Source organism: Evtepia sp., from assembly GCF_056797215.1.
The window spans coordinates 32,883-47,409 of record NZ_JBQILM010000002.1 but is presented as its reverse complement, the minus strand read 5'-3'; the positions used below and the strand labels follow the sequence as shown (position 1 = coordinate 47,409).

The following is a 14,527-nucleotide window of genomic DNA, read 5'->3' as shown; positions in this document are numbered from 1 at the left end:
CACTCACTCCTTGGGTAGAAAGGGGACTTCTTCCAGCTCGCCGGTCTCCGCCAAGCGCAGCTTCATCACCTTCTGCTCTGCCTTGTCCAGCAGGGTCGTACACTGCTTCATCAGCTTGGCCCCCTCCTCATAGAGGGATAGGGACTGCTCCAAGGGCTGTTCCCCTGCCTCCAACTGGGCCACAATGGCTTCCAGGCGGGCCATGGCCTCCTCGAAGCTCAGCTTTTTTTCTGCCATGTGTGTTTCTCCTTTCCCTGGGTGGTACAGTGCAGGGTCCCATCTGCCAGGCGGACCTGAAGGGCCTCCCCCAGCGCCACCTGTTCTATGGTAGAGACGACGATGCCGTCGTCTGTCTGCGTGATAGCATAGCCCCGGCCTAAGACCTTAAATGGGCTCAAGGCGTCCAGCCCTGCGGCCAGACGGCCCAAACGCTCCCGCTCTGCCCCTAAGCGCCGCTCCCCAATGTGGAACAAACGCTGGTGCAGATAATCCAGGGCCATCCGCTTCTCCTGGACGGACCGGAGGGGTGAGCGCAGGAAGGGGCTGCTGGCCAAACGGTCCAGATGCTCCCGCCGGCCTTGTAGGCTCCGCTCCATCCCCTTTTGCAGCCGGGCATACTGGTGGAGCAGGGTTTCCCGCAGCTCCGCCTGGTCTGGCACCGCCAGCTCCGCCCCGTTGGAGGGGGTAGCGGCCCGCAGGTCCGCCACGAAGTCGGCAATGGTCACGTCTGGCTCATGGCCCACAGCAGAGATCACCGGGATGTGGGAGCGGTAAATGGCCCGGGCCACCCCCTCATCGTTGAAGGCCCATAGGTCCTCCATGGAGCCGCCGCCCCGGCCAGTGATGATCAGGTCTGCCGCCTGACAGGCGTTCACCAGGTCCAAGGCCTGGGTGATCTCCCCTGGGGCCTCCTCCCCCTGGACCCGCACCGGGACCACCAGCACCTTGGCCAAGGGATAGCGGGCCCCCAAGATGCGCAGCATGTCCCGCACTGCGGCACCGGCGGGGGACGTCACCAGGGCGATGGTATGGGGATACGCTGGAATGGGCTTTTTATGGGCGGGATCAAACAAGCCCTCCTGATACAGCCGGTTTTTCAACTGCTCAAAAGCCGCCGCCAAATCCCCTACCCCGTCCGGGACCATGGTGCTGCAATAGAGCTGATAGGCACCGTCCCGGGGGAACACGGATACCCGGCCGGACACAATCACCTTCATCCCGTTTTCTGGGCGGAAACGCAGGGACGCCGCCTCCCGCCGGAACATGACACAGCGGACGCTGCTCTCCGCGTCCTTGAGGGAAAAATAGTGGTGGCCGGAGGGATACATTTTATAATTGGAAATCTCACTGCGCACCAGGACTTGGGACAGCAGTACGTCCCGATCCAACAGCTGCTTGACATAGCGGTTCAGCGCGGTGACAGAAATGGGTTCAGTCATGATTCTCTTCCTCTTGCTGCCGCCTCCACGTGAGGACGGCCACACCCATGGCGTTGTCTGTCGAGAACCGGGGCGGGGCAAAGACAGCATGGCAAGCCCTGGTCATGGCCTCCCGCAGCAGGGCGTTGGAGGCCACGCCACCGGCGCAAAGCACCGGCAGGCCGGGGTACGCCTCCAAAGCCTGCTTGGTGGCAGTCTCCACCGCCCGGATGATACATTGGAGCACATACCAGCAGATATCCTCCGTGGCCCTTCCCTGTTCCGCCAGGGCGTTCATTTTATTTTCGATGCCGGAGAGGGAAAAGCTCCGTGCTTTCACCTTCACCGGGAAGCTCTCCTTCTTCTGGGCCTGTAAGGAGAGGGCATCCACCGCCTTTCCCGCCGGGAACGCCAGCCCCAGGCGTTTCCCTGTCCGGTCGATGAGCTGCCCGGCGGAGATATCCGAGCTGCCCCCAATCACGGTCCCCTGGACGCTGGCCCCCTCCGGCTGCACATACAACAGCTCCGTGGTGCCCCCGGAGAGGTGCCACACCAGGTGGGGCCGGTCCAGCAGGTCCAGCCGCCCGGCAGACCAGGCTGCGGCAGCAATGTGCCCCTGCTGGTGAGAGCAGGGGTAAAAGGGCAGGGAGAGGATTTGGGCCATCCCCTGCCCCTGGGCGCTCCCCGCCAGGAAGCAGGGCATATAAGAGCCCTCCACCTCCCGGGGGCGGGTGCTGGCACCGATGGCAGAGAGCTTGTCCGGCAGGCCTGTTCCTTTTAAGGCGGCGAGGATTTCCGGCAGGCGCTTCACATGCTGGAATAGGGCCTCACTCTGCCGCAGGCCCAGGGAGCCCTGGGGGACTTCCAGGAGCTTCCCCACGTTGTCCCCCTGGGTCCCGTCAAACCAGGCGGCGGAGGTGGTGTAGTTGCTGGTGTCCAGCCCCAGTACCCCGGCCATGCTCAGAGCTCCTCCTGTTCTGTCCCCGACTTTTGGGAAACCTCATCGGGAAATTCCTCCCGGATAAAGGCCCCCAGGATGCCGTTGACGAAGGAGACCACCTTCTCGTCCTCATACTTCTTGGCAATCTCCACAGCGTCGTTGATGGCCGCCGCCTTGGGGATTTCCGGCATATACAAGATTTCATACATTGCCACCCGCATAATGGCTGTGGCGGTGCGGGGGATGCGGGAGAAGGCCCAGTTCTTGGCGTGACGGCTGATATACTGGTCCAGCTCTGGGCCATGGCCCGCCACACCGTGGACCAAATTCTGAATATATTGGAGCTGTTTTTCGTTGGGATATTCCTGATACAGCTCGTCCTCCTCTCCCCAGGCCAGGAAAGCCTCCCGGTCCAGCCGCCGTTCCAAAAGCTGGTCGGCAGACTGGGTGGAAAAGCCCAGGGAATAGGAACAATGGATGGCAATTTCGCGTGCGGTGGATCTGGTCATAGTCGGCCCCTCCTGCTATGGACGCAAGGCCGCTGCCCACAGCGGCCTGCATATACTAACTTACTGCTATTATATACATGAATATACAAAAAAGATAGACACTTTCCGCCTGAATTTTTCAAAAGTTTTGCCGCCTTGTTTGTCAAAAAGCGACCCCCTGTCCCAAAAAGAGGCCTACGGCAGATCGCGCCGCAGGCCTCATGTCTGACAGGGTCCTCAATCTTCCTTTTTCTCAAAGGCGATGCCGCCCACCCGGACGTTGACCGCCGCCACATGCAAGCCCGTGATGGCCTCCACGCTGCTCATCACCGCCTCCTGCACCTTTTCCGCCACCTGGGGGATGATGCTGCCATAGCGGATCTCAATGGACACGCTCACGGTGATGTTGTCCTCTTCCCAATGGATGGAAATCCCCTTGGAGAGTTTTTTTCGCCCCAAAAGCTGTTCGCTCATGGTGCCGCCGGTGAGACCAATGACACCCTCCACCTCCATGGTGGCAGCCCCGGCGATGGTCTCCAAGACCTCCTCGGAGATGTACACGTCGCCAAACTCCTCCCTGCGGGAGTAGTATTCTCTGCTTTCGCTCATAGCAATATCCTCCAAACTCTTCCACCGCCCAGGGGCGGGAAAAGACGAATCAGCCCATAAAATTGACCAAGTTTATTGATATATTCTATTATATCATATCACGGGAAGGGGGGCAAGTCCCCCCTTCCCGATTTATCCAAAATTCCCCTCAGCCCTGGTGCTTCTGGGCTGCCAGAAGGGTGTTTTTCATGAGCATGGCCCGAGTCATGGGGCCTACGCCCCCGGGCACCGGTGTAATGGCGGAAGCCATGGCGGAGACAGCCGTGTAGTCCACGTCCCCACAGAGCTTTCCCGCCTCGTTGCGGTTCATGGCCACGTCAATGACCACTGCGCCGGGCTTGATCATATCTGCGGTGACCATGTTCACCTTACCCACAGCAGCCACTAGGATATCCGCCTGACGGCAGATTTCCTTCAGGTTTGTGGTCCGGGAATGGCAGACGGTTACGGTACCGTGCTTTTGCAGCAGCAGCAGGGCCATGGGCTTGCCCACGATGTTGGAGCGGCCGATGACCACACAGTGCTTCCCCTTGGGGTCGATGCCGTATTCCGCCAAAATCTCCATGATGCCGTAGGGGGTGCAGGGCAGGAAACCCTCCTTCCCCACCAGCAGGGCCCCCATGTTCATGGGGTGGAAGCCGTCCACATCCTTTTCCGGGGAAATGGCCATGAGTACCGCCTCCTCGTCGATGCCGTCAGGCAGGGGGAGCTGGCAGAGGATGCCGTCGATCTCCTCCCGGCCGTTGAGCTGGTGGATAAGGTCAATGAGCGCCTCTTGGGTGGTGGAGGCAGGCAGGGCGTATTCCTCGCTGAAAAAGCCGCACTCCTCACAGTCCTTCCGCTTGCTGTTGACATATACCCGGCTGGCGGGGTTATCCCCCACAATGATTACCGCCAGGCCTGGGGTACGGGCCAGGGCAGCCGCCTCTTTCTTCACGTTCTCTTTGCATTTGGCCGCCAGGGCCTTTCCGTCCAAAATCGTTGCCATAGTGATCTCCTATCTTGTTTCCTGGTTTGGCTTCTCTTCTTTGATTGGTCTGTGTCGGTTTACGTATAGCGCCCCTGGGTCTGGACGGCTTTTCAGCTTCCAGACCAGCAGGAGCAAGGCCAGCACACAACTGGCAAAACCTAACAGTTGGGAGACACGGAGGCCCGAGTCGAAAAAATACAAGCTGTCCGTCCGCAGGCCCTCAATGAGCCCCCGGCCAAAGCCGTACCAGGCAAGGTAGAGCAAAAACAGCATTCCATCGAACTTGCGCAGGCCTTTCCCCAGCACCAGGAGCAACAGGAAAAAGCCCAACAGGTTCCACAAGGACTCATAGAGGAAGGTGGGGTGGACCTCCCAATAGCCCTGGGCCGTCTCAATCCCCATGCGCCAGGGCAAGTCTGTCTCCCCACCGTAGGCCTCCACGTTGACGAAGTTCCCCCAGCGCCCGGCAATCTGCCCAATGAGCAGGCCGAAAGTACACAGGTCCACCATGGCGGGGAAGGGAATCTTTTTGTGCCGGGATACCAAAAAGACGATGAGGGTCCCCGCCAGGATGCCCCCGTAAATGGCCAGCCCGCCCTTGTGGATGTTTACGCAGGCCGCCCAGTCGATCCCCCCGCCGGCTTTCACATACAGGGAGGGGTTGAAGATGATATAGTATAGCCTGGCCCCAAGGATGCCACCGGGGAGGGCAAACAGGAGCACATCCAAAAAGTCGTTGCCCCGGATGCCCAGGCGGGGCCCTGTCCTCATACAAAAGAACACTGCCAGCACAGCCCCTAGGGCGATGATGACCCCATACCAGTAAATCTGAAAGCTGCCCAGGGAGAGGGCCACCCGGTCTAAGTGGAAGGTTAGTCCCAGGCCGGGGAACGCAACGGTATTCACGCCTTCCCCTCCCCTGGCCGGATCACCGTCAGAGCTGTCTGCTCCGGGCGGATCCAGTCCCGGAGGAAGCTCTCCGCGTCCCGGCGCTCTAGGGAAGCAAAGATGTCAGGGAAGGTCCAGGGGTCCTGTCCAGAGAAATAGCCCCGGGCCTGCTCCACACAGAGGTTTTCCAAGGAGTTCAGGCTGCGCACATAGCTGCCATAGGCGGACTTCTTTAAGCGCTGGAAGAGGGCTTCGTCCAGCCCTTCCCGCCCGATCCGCGCACCCTCTTCCAGGATGGCATCCCGCACTGCCTCCGGGTCCTTGCTCTCCCCCCCGGCCACCAGGAAAGCACAGCCGGGATAGTCCATATATCCACAGTAAAAGCCGCTGTTGATGAGCCCCTGGGCATAGAGCTTGGCGTAAAGAGGGCTGGAAGCGCCCACCAAGGCCTCCAAGGCCAGCTCTCCCAAAATCTTTTGGTGTAGCTGTTCCGCGCCGTCCCCTGCGGCCTTCCCCTTTATCCCCAGCTGCATCAGGGGCGCGGAGACCGCCATGGTTTTGCCGGTCTCCCGGAGGCAAACCGCCTCCGGCTCATCCGCCCCGCAATCTCTCGGGATGGGCTCCTTTTTCTCCTGGGGCAAAATCTCACGGGCCATGGCACAGACCCGCTCCGGGTCCACATTTCCCGCCACGCACAGGGTCATGTTGGCGGGGGTATAGAACGCCTCATGGCAGTCATACAGGGTTTGGGCGGTGATATCCGCGATGGACTCCACCGTCCCGGCCACAGAGTTGCGCACAGGATGGTTTTTATACAGGGCTTCCAACAGCAGATGGAACACCTGCCAGTCTGGATTGTCCTCAATCATGCGGATTTCCTGCCCGATGATGCCCTGCTCTTTCTCCACGCTCTCCTGGGTGAAATAGGGCACGGAGACAAAGGAGAGCAGGGTGCGTAGGTTCTCCCAAAAGTGGTCGGTACAAGAGAAGTGGTAGCCAGTGATGGCGGTGCTGGTGAAAGCATTGGGGGAGGCCCCGGTGGCGGAGAGGGTTTGCAGGGCATTCCCCTCCGGGGTGTCGAACATCTTATGTTCCAGGTAGTGGGCAATACCCATGGGGGTATCCAACCACTTGCCATTGAGCTGGAAGCGGGTATCCATCCCCCCGTAGCGGGTGGCAAAGAACGCGTAGCACTGTCCAAAATCCGGCTTGGGAAAGACGAATACCCGCAGGCCGTTTTCCAAAGCCTCCTCGTAAAGGGTCTCCCCTATGGTCTGATACTCAATCTTACGCATCCGTCAGTCCTCCTCTCCCCGCAGGGTGTATATGCTGTCCAGTTGAATGCTTTGTGCGCTGGCCACCACCTGTTGGAGGGTAACGGCCTCCGCCGCCTGGGCCAATTCCTCTGGCGTGTAGGTGGTGCCGGTGACAAAGCGGTTGAGCCAGTACTCTTCCAGCTTGCCCTGGGAATCCAGCGTGGTACGCAGGCTGCCCGCCACCGTGCGCCGGGCGGACTCCAATTCCTCCTGGGTGATCTCCCCCTGGCGGCAGGCCTCCAACTGGGCCAAAATTTCCTCCTCCGCTTTTTGAAAGTCCTCAAACTTTACACCGGAGTACACCGTCATGATGCCCTTACTCAAACCCAAGGACGCTGAGGCGAAGTAGCACAGGGACAGCCGTTCCCGCACATTCAGGAAGAGCTTTGCATTCGTGCTGCCGCCATAGAGGGCGTGGAGGACCATCACCGGGGCGGTGGCCTCCAACTCCCGCACACTGCCCCCCAGGCGGAAGCCCAAAATCAGCTTGCCCTGGGTAACGTCCAAGCGGTCAGAGAAGCGGCGCAGATCGCCCTGGGGCTTCGCCAGGGCCAGGGTCTGGGGCATGGGCTGCCGGGGCGTTTGGGGCAGCTCTGCGAACGCAGCCCGGAACGCCTGCTCCACCCGCTCCGGTTCAGCGCTGCCGCAATAGTACAAGTACATGGGCGCCGTCTCCAACAACGTCCGGTAGCGCTGGTACAGGGCTTCCCCGGTGATGGTCTGGGCGCTCTCCTCACTGCCGTAACGGTTCACCCCATAGGCCTCCCCCTGGCACATCTGGCTGCGCAGGCGGGAGAGGGCGTATTGCAATTTGTCGTTGATCTCCCCACGGATTTTATCAATGAGATTTGCCTTCTCACTGTCCACATACTCCGGCAGGAACGCGTCCCCCTCCCCGGCGGGATGGAGGACCATCTCCCCCAGCATGGAGGCGGCCTCCTCCAAAATGCTGGACTGGCCGGGGACGAATGCGTCGTCCAACACACTGGCCCAGAAGCCAAGGCACTGGACCTCCCCCTTTTTCCGGACAATGGGCTCCAAGCTCATACCATAGAGCTCGTCCAGCCCGGCGGAAATGGCCTCTAGGTCTGGGTACTGTCGGGTGCCCCGGCGCAGGACTTTGGGCAAGAGAGCATTGAGCGCGGCGGTCTCCTCCCGCAAGGGCTCCAGGAACGTGACCGCCAGCATGGAGGTCTTAAACTTACTGGTGCGCAACAGGCGCAGGGTGACACCAGGGGCCAAGGTGCGTTCTATCATAGGAAAGGTCCTCCTTTGGGTCATGCCAATATCGTGGCTCTTATTCTACCATATTTTAGAGGAAAAAGTAAAGCTGCAAAAAACATCGGCGGGGTACGGCGTCTCTACGGCAATCCTATCCAAAAAAGACGGTTTTGATACAATTTCCTCTTGACAAACGGAGCCATTTAGGGTAGGATAGCTACTGTTGTAAAGGAGAACAGCTTTACACGCCACACACAGGGAGGCACGCCCATGAAAAGTCAAGCCTATCGCATGGCCATGCTCTATGATTTCTACGGCGACCTGCTCACCCAGCGGCAAAAAGAGTTCTTCGACCTATACTACAATGACGACCTCTCCCTGGCGGAGATCGCGGAAAATTACGATATCACCCGCCAGGGTGTGCGGGATATCATCGTCCGGGCAGAGCGCACCTTGGAGGACATCGAGGAAAAGACCGGCCTCATCCAGCGCCATCAACACACCCGGAGCTGTACCGCTGCTCTCCACGAACTGTGCGACCAGCTCCAAGCCCTGAACCGGGCAAAGCTGGAGAGCAACAAGGAAGTGCAAGTGCTGTGTATGCAGCTGCGGAAAGCCATTGAAGCGCTGGAAAAGGATTGACTATGGCATTTGAAGGTTTAACGGAAAAGCTCTCCTCCGCATTCAAAAAGCTGCGGGGCAAAGGCCGCCTGTCTGAGGCCGACGTCAAGGAGGCCATGCGGGAAATCCGCTTGGCCCTGCTGGAGGCCGACGTCAGCTACAAGGTCGTCAAGGATTTCATCAAAAGCGTCACCGAAAAGGCTGTGGGCAGCGAGGTGTTGGAAAGCCTCACCCCCGCCCAGGCCATCGTAAAAATCGTCAACCAGGAGCTAACCGAACTCATGGGCGGGGGCAGCGCTAAAATCAACATCGCCTCCCAGCCCCCTACCGTTGTGATGATGGTGGGACTTCAGGGCGCCGGTAAGACCACCAACGCCGCCAAGCTAGCCGCCCTGATGCGCAAGCAAAACAGCAAGCGCCCCCTGCTGGTGGCCTGTGATATCTACCGTCCCGCTGCCATCCAGCAGTTGGAGGTGGTGGGCAAGCAGTTGGATCTGCCGGTGTTCCAGATGGGCCAGGAGAATCCTGTAACCATAGCCAAGGAGGCCATTGCCCACGCAAAAAAACACGGCAACGACATGGTGTTCCTGGATACCGCCGGCCGGCTCCACATCGACGAGGAGCTGATGGCGGAGCTGCAAAGCATCAAGGAGGAGGTCTCCCCCAGCGAGATTTTGCTGGTGGTAGACGCCATGATCGGCCAGGACGCGGTGAATGCCGCCAAAGCCTTTGACGACGCCCTGGAAATCGACGGCGTGGTCCTCACCAAGCTGGACGGCGACGCCCGGGGCGGGGCGGCCCTCTCCATCAAAGCCGTCACCGGCAAGCCCATCAAGTTTGTGGGCACCGGGGAAAAGCTGGACAACATTGAGGTTTTCCATCCCGACCGCATGGCCTCCCGGATTTTGGGCATGGGCGACGTGCTCTCCCTAATTGAAAAGGCAGAGCAGCAGTTCGACATGGAAAAGGCCCAGGAACTGGCGGAAAAGCTGAAGAAGAACCGTTTCACCCTTCAGGATTATTACGACCAGATTGCCCAGGTCCAGGGGATGGGCTCGGTGGATGAGCTCTTGGGCATGATGCCGGGGATGAACGCCAAGGCTCTGGAAGGCGTGACCGTGGATGAAAAGATTTTGGCCCACACCCAGGCGATCATCCTCTCCATGACCCCCCAGGAGCGGGAGAACCCCTCCCTGCTCAACAGCAGCCGGAAGAAGCGCATTGCTGCTGGCTGTGGGCTTCAGGTGGTGGACGTGAACCGTCTGCTCAAGGAGTTCAATATGATGCAACAGCTCACCAAACAGATGGGCAAGCTGTCCGGCAAGCGCCGGAAGGGTAAGTTCGGGAAATTCCCCGGCGGTATGCCCTTTCACATGTAACGATTGGTTCCCGTGTCCACACGGTTCCATAGAAAGAATGAACACTTTTGGAGGTGAAGGAACATGGTTAAGATTAGACTTCGCAGAATGGGTTCCAAGAAGAATCCCTTCTATCGCATCGTGGTTGCCGACTCCCGTTATCCCCGCAACGGCCGCTTCATCGAAGAGATCGGCACATACGATCCCCTGCAGGAGCCCGCTGCCATCAAGGTGGACGCCGAGCGTGCTCAGGCATGGATCAAGACCGGCGCTCAGCCCACTGAGACTGTCAAGGCTCTGCTGAAAAAAGCCAACGCCATCTGATTTGGAGGGCACATGAAGGACTTGCTCACTTATATCGCCCAAAATCTGGTGGAACATCCCCAGGCCGTGGACGTACAGGAGACGGAAGCGGACGGTAACGTTGTCCTTGAGCTCCGGGTCGATCCCAATGATATGGGAAAGGTCATCGGCCGTCAGGGCCGCATTGCGAAGGAAATCCGCACATTGATGCGCTCTGTCGCCCAGCGTCAGGGCAAGAAGGTTTCCGTCGAAATCGTAGATTGAGATTGCTGTATGCCAACTTGGATGGCTACAGGCTGTGAAAAATGGCGGCGCGGTAGCACTGCCATTTTTTCTGTCCAAAGGAGGGGTTTCTTTGAAGCATCGCTATCTGGAAGCGGGAAAAATCGTCAACACCCATGGCATCGCCGGGGAGGTCAAAATTCTCCCCTGGGCCGATGAGCCGACCTTTCTGCTGCCCTTTGAAACGCTGTATATCGACCAGCAGCCGGTGAAGCTGCGCTCTGCCCGGGTCCACAAGAACTGCGTCCTGGCGAAGTTTGAGGGGGTGGACGACGTCAACGCCGCTATGCGGCTCCGGGACAAGGTGGTCTACATCGACCGGGAGGATGTGGAGCTGGAAGAAGGGGCTTTCTTTCTGGCAGACCTCATGGGGCTAGAGGTCCGGGACGCCGCCAGCGGCGAAGTCCTGGGACACATCCACGACGTGCTCACTCCCCCGGCCAGCAACGTCTACGTGGTCAAGGGCGGGGCCCAGGAGCACATGATCCCCGCTGTGCCGGAATTCATCCAAGAGACCAACGTGGACGAGGGCTATGTCCTGGTCCGCCTCATCGAAGGGATGTGACAACATGGACTTTTGCTATCACATCCATATCATGACCCTCTTCCCTGACGTGGTGGGGGACATGCTCTGTGAATCCATCCTGGGACGGGCCCAGGAACGGAATATCATCCGCATTGACTGCCACCAGATCCGGGATTACACCCGCAACAAGCAGCGGCAGGTGGACGACTATCCCTACGGCGGCGGCCACGGTGCCGTGATGCAAGCCGACCCCCTGTACCACTGCTGGAAGCACATCTGTGACGAGGCCGGGGGGCCCATCCACACCATCTACCTCTCCCCTGCCGGGACGGTGTTCAAACAGGCGGATGCCAAACGCCTACAACAGGAGTACAACAGCCTGATCCTGGTCTGCGGCCACTACGAGGGGATTGACCAGCGCTTTATTGACGAGTGCGTGGACGAGGAAATCTCCTTGGGAGATTTTGTGCTCACCGGCGGGGAGATTCCCGCTATGGCCCTGGCGGACGCTGTGTGCCGTCTGGTTCCCGGTGTCCTCTCAGACCCCGAGTGCTTCACCGATGAGAGCCATTGGGACGGGCTTTTGGAATACCCCCAATACTCCCGTCCAGAGGTCTGGCATGCGCGGACAGTCCCCCCTATCCTCCTCTCTGGGCACCACGCCAACGTGGCCAAGTGGCGGCGGAAGCAGGCCATCCTGCGCACACGGGAGCGGCGGCCGGATATGTACGCCGCCCTGGACCTCAGCTCCAAGGCAGATCAGAAGCTACTGAAAGAGTTAGAGGCGGAGGAAAAGGATCGCTAAATGGCAGCAGGCGGTTTTGTCTGCTGCCATTTTTCCTGGCGCAACCTGTAGTTTACATTTGGAACGCGAAATATGCTGGCCATTTTGCTCTGGGGGCGGTATTATGGATGGGAACCAAGGGTTCAGAATGGAGGTCTGGTCATGACATTTGGTGAAAAGCTATCCAAAGCACGGAAAGAAAACAACTATACCCAGGAGCAGCTTGCAGATATACTCGGTGTCTCCCGGCAGTCCATCAGCAAGTGGGAGAGCGATGTGACTTATCCAGAAACAGACAAGCTAATCCGCCTCAGCGAACTGTTCCACTGCTCCCTGGACTACCTACTCAAGGACGGGGAACCCCAAGGGGACAGTCCTGGGACAGCTCTCTACGCCCCCTCCCCTGCCCCGATCATCAGGACCAGGGAATGGAAGGAGATGAAAAGCAAGAACACCCTGTGGGGCCTGCCCCTCTGGGCCATCGGGCAAAACGTCACCGCTGTGGTAGCCATTGGGATGCGGGCCCGTGGGGTCATTGCCATCGGGATGTGTGCCGCAGGCCTGCTCTCCTTTGGCATGCTCTCCCTGGGTATTTTGTCCTTTGGCTTGCTCTCCCTAGGCCTTTTGTCTGTGGGTTGTTTTTCTATCGGCATCCTGGCAGTGGGGGCCCTCAGCCTGGGCTTCTTTGCCTTGGGCTCTGTGGCCGCCGGCGGGCTCTGCGCTGGGGCCGTTGCTCTGGGAAAGTACGCCGCCACCGGGGACTATGCCTACGGCATGGTGGCCATCGGCAAGAGCCAGGCCGCTGGCAGCCTATACCAGAGTCTTGGACATCTGAGCAGCACAGACCATGCCACGGTCACGGCCCTGCTGGATGCCAACGTCCCCGCCGCCCTCTCCTGGGCCAAGGCGCTGTTCCAACTCTTTCTCTAACATACACAAGGCCCCGGCAGAGGAAGTTCCTCCGCCGGGGCCTGTTATATTTACTTATTGACCACGTAATTCTGATCGGTAAGCTCGTTATACTTGCCGCGCTTGACATAGGTGGTATGGAGATACTCATGGGAGGCATGGCCACCGGGAGCGCCCCACTCCTCATAGAATTCCATCAGAGAGGGGTTCTCATGGGACTTACGCAGCTTCTTACGCTCGTCCTCGCCATAGATCGCATCGGACCGCTTCTGACGGACGATGTCGATGTTCTCTCTGGGCCGGGGCTGGCCGCCCCCGGTGATGCAGCCGCCGGGGCAGCCCATAACCTCGATGAAGTGATAGGGGGAGGTGCCGTCGGCCACCTGGTTCATCAGCTTCCGGGCTCCGGCGAAGCCGCTGGTGACAGCGATCTTGACCTCCATGCCCTCTGCCGCCTTCCACTCCGGCTTCACGTCCTCCAGGACAATGGTAGCCTCGCGGACCTGCTCCAAGCCCACAATGGGGGAAACGTGGAGGTTGGGGAAGGGCAGCTCACGACCGGTGATGATCTCATACACGGTACGCAGAGCGGCTTCCATCACGCCACCGGTCACGCCGAAGATATCTGCCGCGCCGCTGGAGAGGCCCAGGGGTGCGTCGAACTCCTCGTCAGGCAGGGAGAGGAAGTCAATGCCCATGATCTTGATCAGGTCTGCCAGCTCACGGGTGGTGAGCACCGCGTCAACGTTGGGCACACCGTCGTTACACATCTCTGGACGGGCACATTCCGTCTTTTTGGCGGTGCAGGGCATGATGGAGACCACATAGATATCCTCCGGCTTTTTCCCGATCTTCTTGGCATAGTAGCTCTTGGCCACCGCACCGAACATCTCATGGGGGGACTTGCAGGTGGAAAGGTGATCCAGCTCATCGGGGAAATAGTGCTCAATAAACTGAACCCAGCCAGGAGAGCAGGAGGTCATCATGGGCAGCACCGCACTGCCGCCGCTGACCACAGATTGGAGACGGGAAAGGAACTCTGTCCCCTCCTCCATGATGGTCAGGTCGGCACCCCAGTTGGTGTCGAACACATCGTCAAAGCCCAGGCTGCGCAGGGCAGCGGCCAGCTTGCCGGTCTCACAGGTACCGGCGGGGAGGCCGAAGCACTCGCCAATACCCACGCGGACGGCGGGAGCGGGTTGGACAATAACATGCTTGTTGGGGTCCCGGAGGGCTTCCAGGACTCTGTCCCTGTGGCTGGTCTCCTTCAGGGCGCCCACAGGACATACCACCACGCACTGGCCGCAGAAAGCGCAGGAGGTGTTGCCCAGAGGCAGGCCGAAGGCCGGGGTAATCACAGTCTGGAAGCCGCGGTTCTCCGCCGTCAAGATAGCGGTGGTCTGGATGTTCTTACACGCGCTCACGCAGCGGCGGCACAGGATGCACTTGTTGGGGTCTCTGGTGATGGACTCGCTGATATCGATGGGACGCAGCACCCGCTCCCCCTCGTAGGGGGAGTCCTCCACGCCCAGCTCCCGGCCCAGGGCCTGGAACTCGCAGTCCTGGTTCCGCACGCAGGTGAGGCACTTCTTATCATGGTTGGAGAGGAGCAGCTCGTACATCGCCCGGCGGCCCTCCTGGGCACGCTTGCTGTTGGTCTCGATGACCATACCGTCTCTGGCCTCAACCATGCAGGAGGCTTGCAGGTTCTTTGCCGGGGGGCTCAACTGCTCCACCACACAGATGCGGCAGGCGCCGTACTTGTGGACCCCTTCCAGGTAGCACAGCTTCGGGATGTGGATGCCGTTGCGCTCTGCGGCCTGCAAAATGGTGCTGCCTGCCGGCGCAACACATTCCTTCCCGTTGATCGTTAGTTTGATATCTGCCATAGTTC

The 14,527-nt window shown here is 59.6% G+C and carries 17 protein-coding genes; 7 read left to right on the top strand and 10 right to left on the bottom strand.

Annotated elements, in window-relative coordinates; all coding sequences use genetic code 11:
• Positions 1–3: 3 nt before the first annotated feature.
• The 9 genes from xseB to yfmF form a co-directional block, all read right to left on the bottom strand.
• Positions 4–237 carry an exodeoxyribonuclease VII small subunit gene (gene xseB / locus ACTOZL_RS00850; RefSeq protein ID WP_482476148.1) on the bottom strand — a complete coding sequence of 78 codons (234 nt, stop codon included), beginning with the start codon at positions 235–237 and terminating at the stop codon, positions 4–6.
• Positions 219–1,439, bottom strand: a complete 1,221-nt coding sequence (gene xseA / locus ACTOZL_RS00845) for an exodeoxyribonuclease VII large subunit (RefSeq protein ID WP_482476147.1) — start codon at positions 1,437–1,439, stop codon at positions 219–221. The genes xseB and xseA overlap by 19 nt, the downstream gene beginning before the upstream one ends.
• The gene (locus ACTOZL_RS00840; protein WP_482476145.1) at positions 1,432–2,376 is read right to left on the bottom strand and encodes a tRNA (adenosine(37)-N6)-threonylcarbamoyltransferase complex transferase subunit TsaD; all 945 of its coding nucleotides are present in this window, start codon (positions 2,374–2,376) and stop codon (positions 1,432–1,434) included. Before ACTOZL_RS00840 ends, xseA begins: the two co-directional genes overlap by 8 nt.
• 2 nt (positions 2,377–2,378) lie before the next feature.
• Positions 2,379–2,867 carry a transcription antitermination factor NusB gene (gene nusB, locus ACTOZL_RS00835; RefSeq protein ID WP_482476144.1) on the bottom strand — a complete coding sequence of 163 codons (489 nt, stop codon included), beginning with the start codon at positions 2,865–2,867 and terminating at the stop codon, positions 2,379–2,381.
• A gap of 216 nt (positions 2,868–3,083) precedes the next feature.
• Positions 3,084–3,455, bottom strand: coding sequence for an Asp23/Gls24 family envelope stress response protein (locus tag ACTOZL_RS00830; protein ID WP_482476143.1), 372 nt, complete (start codon positions 3,453–3,455; stop codon positions 3,084–3,086).
• 148 nt (positions 3,456–3,603) lie between these two features.
• A complete protein-coding gene (folD, locus tag ACTOZL_RS00825) occupies positions 3,604–4,443 on the bottom strand; it encodes a bifunctional methylenetetrahydrofolate dehydrogenase/methenyltetrahydrofolate cyclohydrolase FolD (RefSeq protein ID WP_482476142.1) in 840 nt (279 codons plus the stop codon).
• A 9-nt stretch (positions 4,444–4,452) separates the two neighbouring features.
• On the bottom strand, positions 4,453–5,331 hold the full coding sequence (lgt, locus tag ACTOZL_RS00820; protein ID WP_482476141.1) for a prolipoprotein diacylglyceryl transferase: 879 nt from the start codon (positions 5,329–5,331) through the stop codon (positions 4,453–4,455).
• Positions 5,328–6,608, bottom strand: coding sequence for an EF-P 5-aminopentanol modification-associated protein YfmH (gene yfmH / locus ACTOZL_RS00815; RefSeq protein WP_482476140.1), 1,281 nt, complete (start codon positions 6,606–6,608; stop codon positions 5,328–5,330). The genes lgt and yfmH overlap by 4 nt, the downstream gene beginning before the upstream one ends.
• Positions 6,609–6,611: 3 nt before the next feature.
• A complete protein-coding gene (yfmF, locus tag ACTOZL_RS00810; RefSeq protein ID WP_482476139.1) occupies positions 6,612–7,886 on the bottom strand; it encodes an EF-P 5-aminopentanol modification-associated protein YfmF in 1,275 nt (424 codons plus the stop codon).
• A 234-nt stretch (positions 7,887–8,120) separates the two neighbouring features.
• Here yfmF and ylxM point away from each other — a divergent pair, with 234 nt between their 5' ends.
• The 7 genes from ylxM (at position 8,121) to ACTOZL_RS00775 (ending at position 12,654) form a co-directional block, all read left to right on the top strand.
• A complete protein-coding gene (gene ylxM / locus ACTOZL_RS00805; RefSeq protein ID WP_482476138.1) occupies positions 8,121–8,492 on the top strand; it encodes a YlxM family DNA-binding protein in 372 nt (123 codons plus the stop codon).
• A gap of 2 nt (positions 8,493–8,494) precedes the next feature.
• Positions 8,495–9,850 (top strand): signal recognition particle protein, encoded by a 1,356-nt coding sequence (gene ffh, locus ACTOZL_RS00800; protein WP_482476137.1) that lies wholly within the window; start codon positions 8,495–8,497, stop codon positions 9,848–9,850.
• A gap of 63 nt (positions 9,851–9,913) precedes the next feature.
• Complete coding sequence (gene rpsP, locus ACTOZL_RS00795; protein WP_320844406.1) at positions 9,914–10,153, top strand: 30S ribosomal protein S16; 240 nt, start codon at positions 9,914–9,916, stop codon at positions 10,151–10,153.
• A 12-nt stretch (positions 10,154–10,165) separates the two neighbouring features.
• Complete coding sequence (locus ACTOZL_RS00790; RefSeq protein WP_482476136.1) at positions 10,166–10,396, top strand: KH domain-containing protein; 231 nt, start codon at positions 10,166–10,168, stop codon at positions 10,394–10,396.
• A 91-nt stretch (positions 10,397–10,487) separates the two neighbouring features.
• On the top strand, positions 10,488–10,979 hold the full coding sequence (rimM, locus tag ACTOZL_RS00785) for a ribosome maturation factor RimM (protein ID WP_482476135.1): 492 nt from the start codon (positions 10,488–10,490) through the stop codon (positions 10,977–10,979).
• Between the two features lie 4 nt (positions 10,980–10,983).
• The gene (gene trmD / locus ACTOZL_RS00780) at positions 10,984–11,745 is read left to right on the top strand and encodes a tRNA (guanosine(37)-N1)-methyltransferase TrmD (protein ID WP_482476134.1); all 762 of its coding nucleotides are present in this window, start codon (positions 10,984–10,986) and stop codon (positions 11,743–11,745) included.
• 141 nt (positions 11,746–11,886) lie between these two features.
• The gene (locus ACTOZL_RS00775) at positions 11,887–12,654 is read left to right on the top strand and encodes a helix-turn-helix domain-containing protein (RefSeq protein WP_482476133.1); all 768 of its coding nucleotides are present in this window, start codon (positions 11,887–11,889) and stop codon (positions 12,652–12,654) included.
• 50 nt (positions 12,655–12,704) lie between these two features.
• Here ACTOZL_RS00775 and ACTOZL_RS00770 read toward each other — a convergent pair whose 3' ends face one another.
• Complete coding sequence (locus ACTOZL_RS00770; RefSeq protein WP_482476132.1) at positions 12,705–14,522, bottom strand: NADH-dependent [FeFe] hydrogenase, group A6; 1,818 nt, start codon at positions 14,520–14,522, stop codon at positions 12,705–12,707.
• Positions 14,523–14,527 lie beyond the last annotated feature (5 nt).

Bases quoted from the DNA above. Each gene is read 5' to 3' on its own strand.
- yfmF (WP_482476139.1), bottom strand. From the start codon at position 7,886: ATGATAGAACGCACCTTGGCCCCTGGTGTCACCCTGCGCCTGTTGCGC.
- ACTOZL_RS00830 (WP_482476143.1), bottom strand. From the start codon at position 3,455: ATGAGCGAAAGCAGAGAATACTACTCCCGCAGGGAGGAGTTTGGCGAC.
- ACTOZL_RS00840 (WP_482476145.1), bottom strand. From the start codon at position 2,376: ATGGCCGGGGTACTGGGGCTGGACACCAGCAACTACACCACCTCCGCC.
- ACTOZL_RS00770 (WP_482476132.1), bottom strand. From the start codon at position 14,522: ATGGCAGATATCAAACTAACGATCAACGGGAAGGAATGTGTTGCGCCG.
- nusB (WP_482476144.1), bottom strand. From the start codon at position 2,867: ATGACCAGATCCACCGCACGCGAAATTGCCATCCATTGTTCCTATTCC.
- trmD (WP_482476134.1), top strand. From the start codon at position 10,984: ATGGACTTTTGCTATCACATCCATATCATGACCCTCTTCCCTGACGTG.
- yfmH (WP_482476140.1), bottom strand. From the start codon at position 6,608: ATGCGTAAGATTGAGTATCAGACCATAGGGGAGACCCTTTACGAGGAG.
- ylxM (WP_482476138.1), top strand. From the start codon at position 8,121: ATGAAAAGTCAAGCCTATCGCATGGCCATGCTCTATGATTTCTACGGC.
- rpsP (WP_320844406.1), top strand. From the start codon at position 9,914: ATGGTTAAGATTAGACTTCGCAGAATGGGTTCCAAGAAGAATCCCTTC.
- xseA (WP_482476147.1), bottom strand. From the start codon at position 1,439: ATGACTGAACCCATTTCTGTCACCGCGCTGAACCGCTATGTCAAGCAG.
- folD (WP_482476142.1), bottom strand. From the start codon at position 4,443: ATGGCAACGATTTTGGACGGAAAGGCCCTGGCGGCCAAATGCAAAGAG.
- ACTOZL_RS00790 (WP_482476136.1), top strand. From the start codon at position 10,166: ATGAAGGACTTGCTCACTTATATCGCCCAAAATCTGGTGGAACATCCC.
- ffh (WP_482476137.1), top strand. From the start codon at position 8,495: ATGGCATTTGAAGGTTTAACGGAAAAGCTCTCCTCCGCATTCAAAAAG.
- xseB (WP_482476148.1), bottom strand. From the start codon at position 237: ATGGCAGAAAAAAAGCTGAGCTTCGAGGAGGCCATGGCCCGCCTGGAA.
- ACTOZL_RS00775 (WP_482476133.1), top strand. From the start codon at position 11,887: ATGACATTTGGTGAAAAGCTATCCAAAGCACGGAAAGAAAACAACTAT.